Here is a 13959-nt window from a genome sequence, read left to right as displayed (position 1 = left end):
GAGGTGCAAGAATGAAACTTCATGAGTTAAAACCAGCAGTAGGTTCTCGTAAAGAGCGCAATCGCGTTGGCCGCGGTATGGGTTCAGGAAACGGTAAGACATCAGGAAGAGGTCATAAAGGTCAAAAAGCGCGTTCTGGCGGCGGTGTACGTCTTGGTTTCGAAGGTGGACAAATGCCTCTATTCCAACGTCTTCCAAAACGCGGATTTACTAACATTAATCGTAAAGAATACGCAATTGTAAATGTTGAAACATTAAATCGCTTTGAGAACGGTACAGAAGTTACACCTGAATTGCTTTTAGAAACAGGTGTTGTCAGCAAATTAAAATCTGGCGTAAAAGTACTTGGAAATGGTAAGTTAGAAAAGAACCTTACTGTTAAAGCACATAAGTTCTCAGCTTCTGCAAAAGAAGCGATCGAGGCTGCTGGCGGTAAAACTGAGGTGGTTTAATGTTTGAGACAATCTCCAATTTTATACGAGTAGGTGAAATACGGCGGAAAATCGTATTCACCTTGTTAATGCTCGTAGTTTTTAGGCTCGGTAGTTTTATACCGGTTCCCGGAGTAAATACAGAAGTTATCAAGCTTAGCGATCAAAGTGTATTTGGCTTGCTAAATACATTTGGTGGTGGAGCGCTGCAAAACTTCTCGATATTTGCGATGGGAATCATGCCTTACATTACAGCATCCATTATCATACAGCTTTTGCAAATGGATGTTGTTCCAAAGTTTACTGAGTGGTCTAAACAAGGAGAGGTCGGACGTCGTAAGTTAGCTCAGTTTACCCGCTACGGTACAATTGTGCTTGGATTTATTCAAGCGATTGGAATGTCGATCGGATTTAATAACTTGTTCCCAGGTTTAATTAAAAACCCGGGAATTGGAACGTATTTATTAATTGCATTAGTGTTAACTGCTGGAACAGCCTTCCTCCTTTGGTTAGGAGAGCTTATTACAACACACGGTGTTGGGAATGGTATCTCGATTTTAATCTTCGCAGGGATTGTTGCTGCTATTCCAACAGCAGTTAACCAAATCTATGCTCAACAAATTGAAGGTGCTGGAGAAGCACTATTCTTAAGGATCGTTACGGTTGTTCTATTGTTCTTGGCAGTTTTAGCGGTCGTTGTTGGAACCATATTTATTCAACAAGCGGTCCGTAAAATTCCGATTCAATATGCAAAAAGGCTTGTAAATCGAAACCCAGTTGGTGGTCATTCAACACATCTGCCAATCAAAGTAAATGCAGCAGGGGTCATACCAGTAATCTTCGCAATTTCGTTTTTAATAACGCCGCCGACAATTGCTGGTTTCTTTGGAACAAATGATATTACCACTTGGATTCAGACAACATTTAATTACTCGCATCCAATTGGTATGATTATTTATGTAATCTTAATCATTGCATTTACCTATTTCTATACATTTATTCAAGTGAACCCTGAACAAATGGCAGAAAACCTAAAGAAACAAGGTGGTTACGTTCCAGGTATTCGACCAGGAAAAAGTACTCAAGAGTACCTAACTCGCATTCTTTATAGACTAACCATTGTAGGATCCATCTTCCTGGCAGTTATATCTGTACTTCCTGTTTTCTTCATTAATGTTGCGGGCTTGCCTCAGTCGGTACAAATTGGCGGAACCAGCCTATTAATTGTTGTCGGGGTTGCGCTTGAAACAATGAAACAGCTGGAAAGCCAATTGGTGAAGAGACATTACAAAGGGTTTTTGAAATAGGATAGGATTAGGTTAGCAGAGGTATAGGTGAGTGTTTGCTTCCCTGTGCCTCGCCAGAATATAGGGGGGCTGAAGATGAATCTAGTATTAATGGGGTTACCGGGAGCTGGAAAAGGAACACAAGCTGAAAAAATCGTAGCTAAGTATAAGATACCGCACATTTCTACTGGTGATATGTTTCGTCAAGCAATAGCTGAAGGCACAGAATTAGGAATGAAAGCAAAATCTTATATGGATCAAGGAGCGCTTGTTCCAGATGAAGTTACGATTGGTATTGTGAAAGACCGTCTTTCAAAAGATGATTGTAAAAACGGATTTCTTTTAGACGGGTTTCCTAGAACAGTTCCACAAGCGGAAGCACTTGAAGTACTTTTATCTGAACTTGGTCGAGAAATTAATTATGTCATTCATATTGAAGTTGACACAAGCAAGCTTATGGAACGTTTAACCGGCCGTCGCATTTGCAAATCATGCGGGGCAACTTATCACATGGTTTTTAACCCACCTAAACAAGAAGGCGTTTGTGATAAATGTGGCGGAGAGCTTTATCAACGTTCAGACGACAATGCTGAAACAGTCGGCAATCGTCTTGACGTTAATTTGAAGCAAACACAACCACTTCTTGATTTTTACAGTAAAAAAGGTTATTTAAGAAACATCAATGGCGATCAAGACATTGATAAAGTATTTAGTGATATAGAACAACTCCTTGGAGGCTTATCTGAATGATCATTTGCAAAACTGCGCGCGAAATTGAAATCATGCGGGAAGCAGGAAGAATTGTTGCACTGACCCATGCGGAATTAAAGAAATATATTCAACCAGGGATTACGACAAAAGAGCTCGACAGCATCGCAGAGAAGACGATTCGATCTTATGACGCAATTCCATCCTTTAAAGGATATAATGGTTTCCCTGGGAGTATATGTACATCTGTGAACGAAGAGTTAGTGCATGGAATACCTGGTGACCGTGTGCTTCGCGACGGTGATATTATATCAATTGATATTGGCGCTAAGTTTAATGGCTACCATGGAGATTCAGCTTGGACATATGCTGTTGGAACGATCGATGAGGAATCTAAAAAGTTACTTGAAGTAACAGAGCAATCCTTATATAAAGGTTTAGAGGAAGCAAAAGCCGGTGTTCGATTATCGAACATCTCTCATGCCATTCAAACGTATGTAGAGGCAAACGGCTTTTCAATCGTTCGAGAGTATGTTGGACATGGAGTTGGCCAGGATCTTCACGAAGATCCGCAGATTCCACATTACGGACCTCCGAACAAGGGTCCACGTCTAAAACCGGGGATGGTGCTTGCTGTTGAACCAATGGTTAACGCAGGAACACGTTATGTAAAAACACTCTCAGATAACTGGACTGTAGTTACGGTTGATGGCAAACGGTGTGCTCATTTTGAACATACAATTGCAATTACTGAAACCGGTTATGAAATTTTAACAAAAGCCTAAGTGAAGGTGATTTTGGGTGAATGAACCTGAATCGAGGCCGCGAATAGGTCAGTTAGTAAGAATTCTGCAGGGAAGAGATGCTGGTCAATTTGCTGTTATTTTAAAAGTCCTCGATGAACGCTTTGTATATATTGCTGATGGCGATAAACGTAAATTTGATCGGCCAAAGAAGAAGAACATTAATCATCTTGAATTTTTTGATTATGTTTCTCCGGAAATTCAGAACAGTATAAATGAAACAGGTCGTGTGACAAATGGTAAGCTAAGGTTTGCTGTTTCAAAGTTTGTCAATGAGCAAATTACTGATTTTGAGAAGGGAGAGCAACTTGATGGCGAAAGAGGATGTAATTGAAGTAGAAGGTACGGTCGTCGAGACTCTGCCAAACGCGATGTTTAAAGTGGAATTGGAAAACGGTCATACTGTATTAGCACATGTATCTGGTAAAATTCGCATGCACTTCATACGAATTTTGCCAGGTGATAAAGTAACCGTCGAGTTATCTCCATATGATTTAACTCGGGGTCGTATCACATATCGTTACAAATAAAATAGCACTCCGTAACATAAGGAGGTTCAAAACATGAAAGTAAGACCATCTGTGAAGCCTATTTGCGAGAAATGCAAAGTCATTCGTCGTAAAGGTAAAGTAATGGTTATTTGCGAAAACCCTAAACATAAACAAAAACAAGGTTAATCAAAGGAGGTGCATCTTTATATGGCACGTATTGCTGGTGTAGATATTCCACGCGAGAAGCGTGTAGTCATCTCATTAACATATATTTACGGTATTGGCCGTCCAACTGCACAAAAAATCTTAGCTGAAGCAGGCGTTTCAGAAGATACTCGCGTTCGTGACTTAACAGAAGACGAATTAAACAAAATTCGTGATATCGTCGATCGCTATAAAGTTGAAGGTGACCTTCGCCGTGAAGTCTCTCTTAACATTAAGCGCCTAATCGAAATTGGTTCTTATCGTGGTCTACGTCACCGCCGTGGTCTTCCAGTTCGTGGACAAAATACGAAAAACAATGCTCGTACACGTAAAGGTCCTCGTCGTACAGTTGCGAATAAGAAAAAATAAGGTAAAGGAGGGAACTTATAGATGGCTCGTAAAACAAATACACGCAAACGCCGTGTAAAAAAGAATATTGAAAATGGCGTAGCTCATATTCGTTCTACATTCAATAATACAATCGTAACTATCACTGATGTTCACGGTAACGCTATTTCTTGGTCAAGCGCAGGTGCATTAGGTTTTAAAGGTTCACGTAAATCTACACCGTTTGCTGCACAAATGGCTGCAGAAGCAGCTGCGAAAGCATCAATGGAACATGGCATGAAAACTTTGGAAGTTACTGTGAAAGGTCCTGGTGCTGGTCGTGAAGCTGCAATCCGTGCGCTTCAATCTGCAGGTCTTGAAGTTACTGCAATTCGTGACGTAACTCCAGTACCACATAATGGTTGCCGACCGCCAAAACGTCGCCGTGTATAATTTATCTGTATATATTTTGGAACACTGTCTATAATGGGATATGATGACAGTTTTTAACAACGAACGTTTAGCAGATAAAACAATTTTGTTGTGCACATTTGGGAATTGCCTAATGGGGAATTTCGGTTAGGGAAGGGAATCGCTTTTTTGCTCAATGCTCCCTAGCCGAGGTTTCGACGTTTTGAAGGAGGGTTTATTGAATGATAGAAATTGAAAAACCAAAAATCGAAACGGTTGAAATCAGCGATGATGCTACCTTTGGTAAATTCGTTGTCGAACCGCTTGAGCGTGGATATGGTACCACTTTAGGAAACTCCTTGCGTCGTATACTATTATCCTCTCTCCCTGGGGCTGCTGTAACATCCATTCAAGTCGACGGTGTTCAACATGAATTCTCTACTATCGAAGGTGTAGTGGAGGATGTTACAACTATTATTTTGAATATTAAAAAGTTAGCATTGAAAATTTACTCAGATGAAGAAAAAACTCTAGAAATTGATATTCAAGGTGAAAGAGAAGTAACAGCCGCTGACATTACTCATGATAGTGATGTAGAGATTCTAAATCCCGACCTCCACATCGCTTCATTAGCAAAAAACGGTAGACTGCGCATGAAATTAACAGCGAAGCGTGGCCGTGGCTATACGCCTGCAGAAGCAAATAAACGTGAAGATCAACCGATTGGTGTTATTCCTATAGATTCGATCTATACACCAGTATCTCGTGTAACATATACGGTTGAAAACACGAGGGTAGGGCAGGTTGCAAATTATGACAAGTTGACACTGGATGTATGGACAGATGGGAGCATTCGACCAGAAGAAGCTGTTTCGCTTGGTGCAAAAATTTTAACCGAGCATTTAAACATCTTTGTTGGTTTGACTGACGAAGCCCAAAATGCTGAAATTATGGTTGAAAAAGAAGAGGACCAAAAAGAAAAAGTTCTAGAAATGACGATTGAGGAACTTGATTTATCTGTTCGTTCTTACAACTGCTTAAAACGTGCCGGCATTAACACGGTACAAGAATTAGCGAACAAGACCGAAGAAGATATGATGAAAGTTCGCAACCTTGGTAGAAAATCGTTAGAAGAAGTAAAGGCAAAGCTGGAAGAGCTTGGTCTTGGACTTCGCAAAGACGAATAAGAAACGGTTTTACACTGAACAACAGAATGATAATAAAGGAGGGACACTAAGATGGCTTACGCAAAATTAGGTCGTACATCTGCTCAACGTAAAGCACTATTCCGCGATCTTGCCACTGATTTAATTATTAACGAACGTATCGAAACAACTGAAGCAAAAGCGAAAGAGCTACGTTCAATTGTTGAAAAAATGATTACTCTTGGCAAGAGAGGCGACTTACATGCTCGCCGTCAAGCAGCTGCTTTTATTCGCAATGAAGTAGCGAATAAAGAAACTGGTGAATATGCTGTTCAAAAGCTTTTCAATGACATTGCGAAGCGCTATGAAGATCGTCAAGGTGGATATACTCGCATTTTAAAGCTTGGTCAACGCCGTGGTGATGGTGCTCCAATCGTTATTATTGAGCTAGTCTAGTTTTACTTAGCGAGCTTATTAAATAGAATGAACATAATTCATCAAAAAGGGCGAGACAGAATCTTACGAACGGGATCTGAATCTATGCCCTTTTTTTGTTATACAGAAGTGGGTGAAAACCTAATGAGTAGAGATGAGATTATTAAAATTGAAAACTTAAAGTTCCGTTATCGGGATGATGGTGAATGGGCACTAAAAGGTGTCAGTTTTTCAATTTTCCGAGGAGAATGGTTGGCAATTGTTGGCCATAATGGTTCCGGAAAATCAACATTAGCTAAAGTTTTGAATGGTTTGTTGCTTCCCCATTCAGGTACAGTGCATGTTGAAAACATCCCTTTAACGAAGGATACCGTTTGGGATATTCGAAAAAGAGTGGGGATGGTTTTTCAAAATCCGGATAATCAGTTTGTTGGTACAACTGTTCGAGATGATGTTGCATTTGGTCTAGAGAATATCGGCGTACCTCGTGAAGAAATGATTAAGCGGATTGATGAAAGCATCGCTAAAGTTCGAATGAGTGAATTTACCAACTACGAGCCCCATCGATTATCAGGCGGACAAAAGCAAAGAGTTGCAATAGCTGGTGTGTTGGCTTTAAGGCCAGCTGTCATGATATTGGATGAAGCAACATCAATGCTAGATCCAATGGGGCGAAAAGAAGTAATTGAAACGATTCGCGCTTTGCAGAAAGAATCTAGTAATATGAGTGTTGTATCTATCACCCATGACCTTGAAGAAGTGACCCAAGCGGACCGGGTGATCGTCATGAATCGAGGGGAACTTTTCGCAGAAGGAACCCCTGAAGAAATTTTCGATCTTGGCGAACAATTAATATCGCTAGGGTTAGACTTGCCTTTTACAGTAAAGCTCTCCCGACTGCTGCGCCAAAAAGGTATTCAAATATCGAAATGCCATTTAAAACAACAAGAATTGGTGAATGAACTATGGACATTATATTCGAAAATGTAGAGCACCTCTATAATCCGAAAACTCCTTTTGAACGAAGAGCGCTTTACGATATAAATATTTTTATTTCATCAGGCACATTTCAAGCGGTTATAGGTCATACAGGTTCAGGCAAATCAACATTCATCCAGCATATCAACGGGTTGTTACGGCCAACGAGCGGCAAAATACAAATTGGTGAGCGAACCATCACACCGGAAAAACAGAAGGATTTAAAAAGCATCCGCAAAAAAGCAGGGATTGTTTTTCAATATCCAGAACATCAACTTTTTGAAGAAACGGTTGAAAAAGATATTTGCTTCGGTCCGCTTAATTTTGGTGTTCCAGAAGAAGAGGCAAAAAAGAAAGCGAGAGAGGTATTGAAGCTTGTAGGTCTTCCAGAGACAGTTTTACATAAATCGCCTTTTGATTTGAGCGGAGGACAAATGCGGCGAGTAGCGATCGCAGGGGTTCTTGCGATGGAACCGGAAGTTTTAATCCTTGATGAACCGACGGCTGGCTTGGATCCTCGGGGACGTAAAGAAATTATGGATATGTTCAAAAAGATGCATGAAGAGTGCAAGCTGACAACTATTCTTGTCACACATAGCATGGAAGATGCAGCCTTTTATGCTGACCATATTATCGTCCTTGAGAAAGGAACAATTTATATGCAAGGAACGCCAACAGAAATTTTTCAGGAGCCTGAAAAATTAAAAAAGGTAGGCTTGGACCTCCCAGAGTCTGTTTATTTTATGCAAGCACTCTCAGAACGAATAAAAAAACCAATGCCAAGTTTATTTACAGTAGAAGATGTTGCTGATGAAATTTGTAAATTGCTAGCCCGGGGGGATCATTGATACATGAAAAATGTTATTATTGGCCAATATGTACCTGGAGATTCTTTTATTTATAGGATGGACCCTCGAGCAAAAATTTTAGCAATTTTTCTATTTGTTTTCATCATCTTTTTAGCAAATAATATTGCAACTTATTCGATATTACTTCTATTTACTGTTGGTGCTGTATTATCATCAAAAGTTCCTGTCCGCTATGTGTTCAATGGTTTAAAACCTATTTTATGGATTGTCTTATTTACGTTGGTACTCCATTTGTTCATGACAAAAGAAGGAGATATAGTTGTAGATTTTGGCTGGCTAACGATTTACGAAGAAGGAATAAAACAAGGAGTTTTTATTTCTATTCGATTCGTACTGCTCATTGTCATTACAAGTTTGCTTACACTAACTACGACACCGATTGAAATTACCGATGGAATGGAAGCCCTTCTTTCACCTTTCAAAAAGATTGGAGTTCCGGCACATGAAATTGCTTTAATGATGTCAATTTCTCTACGTTTTATTCCAACGCTTATGGAAGAAACGGAAAAAATTATGAAAGCACAATCTGCAAGAGGTGTCGATTTTTCTTCAGGTACTTTGAAAGAGCGGTTTCAGGCTATCATCCCGTTGCTCGTTCCACTTTTTATAAGTGCTTTTAAAAGAGCTGAGGACCTTGCGTTGGCGATGGAAGCAAGAGGATACCGCGGTGGTGAAGGTCGTACAAGATTAAGAAAGCTCGTTTGGAAAGCCCAAGATCATGTAGCCTTTCTCATTTTGGCAGTAATGACTGTTTTCTTAATCATATTACGCTCATAATTTAGGTGATTTTAGTGAAGCGATTGAAATGTACTATTGAGTACGATGGAACAAATTTCTCGGGATTTCAAATCCAGCCTAATGGCCGGACGATCCAAGGAGATTTTGAAAAAGTGCTCAAAACTATTCATAAGGGGATGGATATTCGCATTTATTCATCTGGTAGAACAGATGCAGGAGTCCATGCCCGCGGTCAAGTGATCCATTTTGACAGCCCGCTTGTGATTCCAACCGAACGATGGGAGCGGGCGCTTAATGCTTTACTACCTAATGACATTGCCGTCAAAACGGTAGAAGAAGTAGATCCCGACTTTCACGCACGCTTTCAAGTTAGGAAAAAAGAATATCGTTATTTTTTACTAACACAAAAAACTAGGGATGTCTTTAGTAGAAACTATAGCTATCATTTTCCATATCCTCTTGATCTTGAGCGAATGAGAGCAGGGGCTGGCTATTTGACTGGCACCCATGATTTTACTTCTTTCTGCTCGGCAAAAACGGAAATAGAAGATAAAATCCGTACGATCGAAGAGATTGATATTATAGAGGATGGTCAGAAAATCGTTTTTCGCTTCATTGGCAATGGTTTTCTATACAATATGGTCCGCATTATTGTCGGAACTCTATTGCAAGTTGGACAAGGTAAGCTTGAGCCTATCGATATTAAGTTCATTTTAGAAAAGAAAGACCGAACTTTGGCGGGGGAAACAGCACCGCCACATGGGTTGTATTTATGGCAGGTTTGGTATTGACATTAGTTCCAAAAAATTATATGATTACCTATGGTACATTTTTTTGTGAGAATGCCACGATTTTAGCCCCGAAACAAATCGTGTGAAAATAAAACAAAAGCTTAAAAACGAAGACCGAAAGATATTGATTTAGGAGGGAACAACATGCGTCAAACTTATATGGCGAAAGCTTCAGAAGTTGATCGTAAATGGTTATTGATCGATGCTGAAGGTCAAACTTTAGGACGTCTTGCAAGTGAAGTAGCTGCTATCCTTCGTGGAAAGCATAAACCAACTTTTACACCACATGTTGATACTGGTGATCATGTTATTATCATTAACGCTGAAAAAATTAAATTAACAGGTAAAAAATTAACTGACAAAATCTATTATCGCCATTCATTACATCCAGGCGGTTTAAAAGCACGTACTGCTAAAGAAATGATTGAAACTCGCCCAGAGCAAATGCTTGAAATTGCAGTTAAAGGTATGCTTCCAAAAAATAGCTTAGGACGTCAAATGTTCAAGAAGCTTAAAGTTTATAGAGGCAGCGAACATCCACATCAAGCACAAAAACCAGAAGTATATGAGCTTCGCGGATAATTTGAAGGAGGGTAATTATTTTGGCACAGGTACAATATTACGGTACAGGACGTCGTAAAAGTTCAGTTGCACGTGTTCGTTTAGTTCCTGGTAGCGGTCGTGTTATCGTAAACGGACGCGATATCGAAGAATATTTTAATTTAGAAACACTACGCGTAGTTGTTAAGCAACCATTAGTTGCAACAGAAAACACAAACAACTATGATGTATTAGTTAATGTAAGCGGCGGCGGCTTTACTGGCCAAGCTGGTGCGATCCGCCATGGCATCGCCCGCGCATTATTGCAAGCTGATCCAGACTACCGCGCAACTCTTAAAGCTGCTGGATTCTTAACTCGTGACGCACGCATGAAAGAACGTAAGAAATACGGTCTTAAAGGCGCTCGTCGTGCACCTCAGTTCTCAAAACGTTAATTTTATGCGTTCCAAGACTCCCAATCATTTATGGTTGGGGGTCTTTTTTATACCAATTGGAAGTAATTTAAATTGAATCAATTTTGTAAATGTGAGACCATTATATTGATGTACTTTTTATATAAAAAATTTTAATTAGCGGCTATTTAATTTATTGGACGATGGAGTATTGAAAGTCCATTTATGGGGGAGATGCAAATGTCCGAAAGGGATATTATTCTTGATATATGGTTTGACGACCGAATAGGTTTAGGATACGAAGTGCTCGGATTACTGAAAGAAAAAAACATCAATCTTGTAGGAATGGAAGCCAAAGTTCGAGAAAAAATGAGCATTAAATTTGAAAGCGCTTCATGTGATATTGAATCGCTTATTGCATCTTTAAAACAGATAGAAGGAATTAAGTCCGTTACTAAAGTGGACTTTATGCCTTATGAGCAACGTGAGCAACAGTTGTCAACGATTCTTAATTCAGTTAGTGAAGGAGTAATTGCGGTCAACCACTTAGGTGTAATTACACATATCAATGAAAAAGCGAAAGAAATATTTTATTTAAATAATGAAAACCCTGTCGGTCAAAAGATTGAGAATGTATTTCCTAATAATACTCCTATTCTCAAAACGCTAAAAACAGGTGAGTCTTATAGCCTGCATGAAATGAAATATAAAAAAGGGAATAAAGTTATACATTATTTTACAAGCGGTGTTCCAATTCTTAATAAATCCGGTAATATCATTGGAGCAGTTGCAACAATTAAAGATTTCAAACAGGTTGAAGAAATTATATCTAAGGTGGATAAACATTCGCCATTTTCATTTCATGAAATCATATTTCAAAGTCCACAAATGCGAAAAATTATTGAGACTGCAAAAATTGTATCAAAAAGCACTTCAACCATTCTAATCAGAGGTGAAAGTGGGACAGGAAAAGAGCTGTTTGCGCGTGCAATTCATACCGAAAGCAACCGGGCAGATCAACCGTTTATCATCATTAACTGTGCAGCTTTGCCTGAATCTTTATTAGAAAGTGAATTATTTGGCTATGTGGAGGGAGCTTTCACCGGTGCAGTGAAAGGAGGAAAAAGGGGCTTATTTGAACAAGCAAACAAAGGTACTTTATTCCTCGATGAAGTTGGTGAATTATCATTGCACATGCAGGTTCGTTTGCTCCGTGTATTACAGGAAAAAACGATCCGAAGAATTGGAAGTAACAAGGAAATACCTATTGATGTTCGAATTATAGCAGCAACTCATAGAAATTTAGAGGAAATGGTCAACGACGGTAAATTTCGAGAGGATTTATACTATCGATTGAATGTAGTGCCACTTTTTATACCACCACTTAGGGATCGAAAAGAGGACATACCACTTTTAGTTAATCATTTGACCCAAAAGATATGCAGGAAGCTGGGGAAAGAGATTGTTAATATTGACAATGCCGGAATGAAATTTTTAATGGAACAGTCATGGCCAGGAAATGTACGCCAGTTGGAAAATATATTGGAAAGAATCATCAATATCATCACAAGACCTGTCATTACAGTTCAAGATTTTATAGAATGGACGAATTTATCTGATAAGCAGTCCGTTTTAAACAAAGAGGACTCCCTTTTGATTAAGATAAACTTAGAACAGAATATCCCCCAATTAAAAGATATAGTTTGTGAAGTTGAGCGAAAGGTTCTATCTCAAGTGTTAAAAGTTCACAAATCATCTAGAAAAGCCGGTAAAGCCCTCGGTATATCCAATACGACTGTCATTAATAAGATGAGAAAATATGGTATTCATTCAGAGGAAAAACCAAATGAGAATTAGCAAAAAGTAGCCCCCCTTTTTTCTGGCACAACATTTGCATACTAAATATACGAAAAAATTTATAAAAGGAGTTTTGCTTATGAATTTGGAAAAAGTCTCGCATGAAAAAGAAGGATTACAGAGGGGGTTAAGTAACAGACATATTCAACTAATAGCCCTTGGGGGTGCTATTGGTGTAGGGCTATTTTACGGTTCAAGTGCTACCATTCAAATGGCAGGTCCAGCAATCTTAATCTCTTATTTAATTGGCGGACTCGTCATTTTTACAATTATGAGAGCGCTCGGAGAAATGGCAGTTGCTGAGCCTGTTTCCGGATCTTTCAGTTCCTATGCCAATCGTTATCTTGGACATTTTGCCGGCTATTTAAGCGGGTGGACATACTGGTTTATGTGGGTAGTTGTAGGAATGGCTGAAATAACAGTCGTAGGTGTCTATGTGAATTATTGGTTTCCTGAAGTACCCCAATGGCTTTCAGCATTAGTCGCTCTAATTCTCATTACAGCTGTGAATTTATTAAATGTAAAAGCTTTTGGGGAATTTGAATTTTGGTTTGCCCTTATTAAAGTTCTGGCGATCATCGGAATGATTTTAGCAGGACTTGGTATTATTTTATTTGGCATTGGTAATGGTGGAGAGCCAATTGGATTTGATAATTTATGGGTAAATGGGGGCTTTATCCCAAATGGTATCACAGGAATTTTGTTTTCGCTTGTCTTGGTTATGTTTTCTTTTGGCGGTGTTGAATTAATTGGGATTACAGCAGGGGAAGCAAAAAACCCAGAAAAAACACTTCCATTAGCCATTAATAATGTAATCTGGCGTATACTTGTATTTTACATTGGTGCCTTAGGGATCATGATGATTTTATATCCATGGAATGAAGTTGGATTAGATGGCAGTCCATTTGTGCTTATTTTTGATAAAATTGGGATCCCAGGTGCAGCCCATATAATTAATCTTGTTGTTCTTACAGCTGCTTTATCAGCATTTAATAGCGGTCTATTTAGCACGGGCAGAATGTTGTACAATCTGTCATTACAAAATCATGGACCTAAATATTTCAGTAAACTGAACAAAAACAGTACACCAAGTAGGGGAATCTTATTCTCATCTGCTTTCTTGCTAGTCGCAGTGTTCTTGAATTATATTGTACCTGAAAAAGTATTTATGTATATTTCTTCAGTAGCAACCGTTGCAGTCATCACGAACTGGACAGTCATTTTACTCACCCAAATAAAATTTAGGAAGGTAAAATCAAAAGAAGAGGTAAGTCGTTTAAAATTTAAAATGCCATTACATCCTTACTCTTCATATTTTTCATTAGCATTTCTCGCATTTGTAATTATAATGATCGCATTTATCGAAGATATGCGAGTTGCCTTGTTTGTTGCACCAATTTGGTTTGGATTACTTTATGTAGGTTATAAAGTAAAAAACCGTTCAATAAGCAATGATGAAAGCGTTTTACTAGAAAAAAAGCTTGGATAATCTATTGAAATGAAGACTCTTATCAAAAAATTGATAAGGGTCT

Annotated in this window: 19 protein-coding genes; all 19 read left to right on the top strand. The window is 38.9% G+C overall.

What is annotated here, in order from left to right; all coding sequences use genetic code 11:
• Nucleotides 1-11: 11 nt before the first annotated feature.
• The 19 genes from rplO (at nucleotide 12) to HR057_RS12400 (ending at nucleotide 13916) form a co-directional block, all read left to right on the top strand.
• Entirely contained in the window at nucleotides 12-452 is a 441-nt protein-coding gene (gene rplO / locus HR057_RS12490; RefSeq protein ID WP_173731778.1) for a 50S ribosomal protein L15, read from the top strand.
• Nucleotides 452-1738 carry a preprotein translocase subunit SecY gene (secY, locus tag HR057_RS12485; protein WP_173731777.1) on the top strand — a complete coding sequence of 429 codons (1287 nt, stop codon included), beginning with the start codon at nucleotides 452-454 and terminating at the stop codon, nucleotides 1736-1738. The genes rplO and secY overlap by 1 nt, the downstream gene beginning before the upstream one ends.
• A 75-nt stretch (nucleotides 1739-1813) precedes the next feature.
• Nucleotides 1814-2467 (top strand): adenylate kinase, encoded by a 654-nt coding sequence (locus HR057_RS12480; protein WP_173731776.1) that lies wholly within the window; start codon nucleotides 1814-1816, stop codon nucleotides 2465-2467.
• The gene (map, locus tag HR057_RS12475; protein ID WP_173731775.1) at nucleotides 2464-3210 is read left to right on the top strand and encodes a type I methionyl aminopeptidase; all 747 of its coding nucleotides are present in this window, start codon (nucleotides 2464-2466) and stop codon (nucleotides 3208-3210) included. The genes HR057_RS12480 and map overlap by 4 nt, the downstream gene beginning before the upstream one ends.
• Nucleotides 3211-3226: 16 nt before the next feature.
• Nucleotides 3227-3562 carry a KOW motif-containing protein gene (locus tag HR057_RS12470; RefSeq protein WP_173731774.1) on the top strand — a complete coding sequence of 112 codons (336 nt, stop codon included), beginning with the start codon at nucleotides 3227-3229 and terminating at the stop codon, nucleotides 3560-3562.
• Nucleotides 3540-3758: a translation initiation factor IF-1 gene (gene infA / locus HR057_RS12465; protein WP_173658850.1), complete on the top strand. Its 219-nt coding sequence runs from the start codon at nucleotides 3540-3542 to the stop codon at nucleotides 3756-3758. Before HR057_RS12470 ends, infA begins: the two co-directional genes overlap by 23 nt.
• Before the next feature lie 33 nt (nucleotides 3759-3791).
• Nucleotides 3792-3905, top strand: coding sequence for a 50S ribosomal protein L36 (gene rpmJ, locus HR057_RS12460; protein WP_003156543.1), 114 nt, complete (start codon nucleotides 3792-3794; stop codon nucleotides 3903-3905).
• 21 nt (nucleotides 3906-3926) lie between these two features.
• On the top strand, nucleotides 3927-4292 hold the full coding sequence (gene rpsM / locus HR057_RS12455; protein WP_173731773.1) for a 30S ribosomal protein S13: 366 nt from the start codon (nucleotides 3927-3929) through the stop codon (nucleotides 4290-4292).
• Between the two features lie 21 nt (nucleotides 4293-4313).
• Nucleotides 4314-4703 (top strand): 30S ribosomal protein S11, encoded by a 390-nt coding sequence (gene rpsK / locus HR057_RS12450; protein ID WP_173731772.1) that lies wholly within the window; start codon nucleotides 4314-4316, stop codon nucleotides 4701-4703.
• A 200-nt stretch (nucleotides 4704-4903) separates the two neighbouring features.
• Nucleotides 4904-5848: a DNA-directed RNA polymerase subunit alpha gene (locus HR057_RS12445; RefSeq protein ID WP_173731771.1), complete on the top strand. Its 945-nt coding sequence runs from the start codon at nucleotides 4904-4906 to the stop codon at nucleotides 5846-5848.
• A 51-nt stretch (nucleotides 5849-5899) separates the two neighbouring features.
• Nucleotides 5900-6262, top strand: a complete 363-nt coding sequence (rplQ, locus tag HR057_RS12440) for a 50S ribosomal protein L17 (RefSeq protein WP_173731770.1) — start codon at nucleotides 5900-5902, stop codon at nucleotides 6260-6262.
• A gap of 123 nt (nucleotides 6263-6385) precedes the next feature.
• Complete coding sequence (locus tag HR057_RS12435) at nucleotides 6386-7231, top strand: energy-coupling factor ABC transporter ATP-binding protein (protein WP_173731769.1); 846 nt, start codon at nucleotides 6386-6388, stop codon at nucleotides 7229-7231.
• Entirely contained in the window at nucleotides 7207-8067 is an 861-nt protein-coding gene (locus HR057_RS12430) for an energy-coupling factor ABC transporter ATP-binding protein (RefSeq protein WP_173731768.1), read from the top strand. The genes HR057_RS12435 and HR057_RS12430 overlap by 25 nt, the downstream gene beginning before the upstream one ends.
• Before the next feature lie 3 nt (nucleotides 8068-8070).
• Nucleotides 8071-8865: an energy-coupling factor transporter transmembrane component T family protein gene (locus HR057_RS12425; RefSeq protein WP_173731767.1), complete on the top strand. Its 795-nt coding sequence runs from the start codon at nucleotides 8071-8073 to the stop codon at nucleotides 8863-8865.
• Between the two features lie 14 nt (nucleotides 8866-8879).
• Complete coding sequence (gene truA, locus HR057_RS12420; protein ID WP_173731766.1) at nucleotides 8880-9617, top strand: tRNA pseudouridine(38-40) synthase TruA; 738 nt, start codon at nucleotides 8880-8882, stop codon at nucleotides 9615-9617.
• 144 nt (nucleotides 9618-9761) lie between these two features.
• A complete protein-coding gene (gene rplM, locus HR057_RS12415; protein WP_173731765.1) occupies nucleotides 9762-10199 on the top strand; it encodes a 50S ribosomal protein L13 in 438 nt (145 codons plus the stop codon).
• 20 nt (nucleotides 10200-10219) lie between these two features.
• Nucleotides 10220-10612, top strand: a complete 393-nt coding sequence (gene rpsI, locus HR057_RS12410) for a 30S ribosomal protein S9 (RefSeq protein ID WP_173731764.1) — start codon at nucleotides 10220-10222, stop codon at nucleotides 10610-10612.
• A 198-nt stretch (nucleotides 10613-10810) separates the two neighbouring features.
• Nucleotides 10811-12427, top strand: coding sequence for a sigma 54-interacting transcriptional regulator (locus HR057_RS12405; RefSeq protein ID WP_173731763.1), 1617 nt, complete (start codon nucleotides 10811-10813; stop codon nucleotides 12425-12427).
• A 79-nt stretch (nucleotides 12428-12506) separates the two neighbouring features.
• Nucleotides 12507-13916, top strand: a complete 1410-nt coding sequence (locus HR057_RS12400) for an amino acid permease (RefSeq protein WP_173731762.1) — start codon at nucleotides 12507-12509, stop codon at nucleotides 13914-13916.
• Nucleotides 13917-13959 lie beyond the last annotated feature (43 nt).

Source organism: Calidifontibacillus erzurumensis, assembly GCF_013303125.1.
GTDB classification, from domain to species: Bacteria; Bacillota; Bacilli; order Bacillales; family Bacillaceae_J; genus Calidifontibacillus; species Calidifontibacillus erzurumensis.
Note: the sequence above shows the minus strand (reverse complement) of the source record. Positions and strands in the feature narration are given on the sequence as shown.

What these genes read in the sequence shown, in the direction of transcription:
- rplO (WP_173731778.1), top strand. Translation starts at nt 12, where the DNA reads ATGAAACTTCATGAGTTAAAACCAGCAGTAGGTTCTCGTAAAGAGCGC.
- secY (WP_173731777.1), top strand. Translation starts at nt 452, where the DNA reads ATGTTTGAGACAATCTCCAATTTTATACGAGTAGGTGAAATACGGCGG.
- HR057_RS12480 (WP_173731776.1), top strand. Translation starts at nt 1,814, where the DNA reads ATGAATCTAGTATTAATGGGGTTACCGGGAGCTGGAAAAGGAACACAA.
- map (WP_173731775.1), top strand. Translation starts at nt 2,464, where the DNA reads ATGATCATTTGCAAAACTGCGCGCGAAATTGAAATCATGCGGGAAGCA.
- infA (WP_173658850.1), top strand. Translation starts at nt 3,540, where the DNA reads ATGGCGAAAGAGGATGTAATTGAAGTAGAAGGTACGGTCGTCGAGACT.
- rpmJ (WP_003156543.1), top strand. Translation starts at nt 3,792, where the DNA reads ATGAAAGTAAGACCATCTGTGAAGCCTATTTGCGAGAAATGCAAAGTC.
- rpsM (WP_173731773.1), top strand. Translation starts at nt 3,927, where the DNA reads ATGGCACGTATTGCTGGTGTAGATATTCCACGCGAGAAGCGTGTAGTC.
- rpsK (WP_173731772.1), top strand. Translation starts at nt 4,314, where the DNA reads ATGGCTCGTAAAACAAATACACGCAAACGCCGTGTAAAAAAGAATATT.
- HR057_RS12445 (WP_173731771.1), top strand. Translation starts at nt 4,904, where the DNA reads ATGATAGAAATTGAAAAACCAAAAATCGAAACGGTTGAAATCAGCGAT.
- rplQ (WP_173731770.1), top strand. Translation starts at nt 5,900, where the DNA reads ATGGCTTACGCAAAATTAGGTCGTACATCTGCTCAACGTAAAGCACTA.
- HR057_RS12435 (WP_173731769.1), top strand. Translation starts at nt 6,386, where the DNA reads ATGAGTAGAGATGAGATTATTAAAATTGAAAACTTAAAGTTCCGTTAT.
- HR057_RS12430 (WP_173731768.1), top strand. Translation starts at nt 7,207, where the DNA reads ATGGACATTATATTCGAAAATGTAGAGCACCTCTATAATCCGAAAACT.
- HR057_RS12425 (WP_173731767.1), top strand. Translation starts at nt 8,071, where the DNA reads ATGAAAAATGTTATTATTGGCCAATATGTACCTGGAGATTCTTTTATT.
- rplM (WP_173731765.1), top strand. Translation starts at nt 9,762, where the DNA reads ATGCGTCAAACTTATATGGCGAAAGCTTCAGAAGTTGATCGTAAATGG.
- HR057_RS12405 (WP_173731763.1), top strand. Translation starts at nt 10,811, where the DNA reads ATGTCCGAAAGGGATATTATTCTTGATATATGGTTTGACGACCGAATA.
- HR057_RS12400 (WP_173731762.1), top strand. Translation starts at nt 12,507, where the DNA reads ATGAATTTGGAAAAAGTCTCGCATGAAAAAGAAGGATTACAGAGGGGG.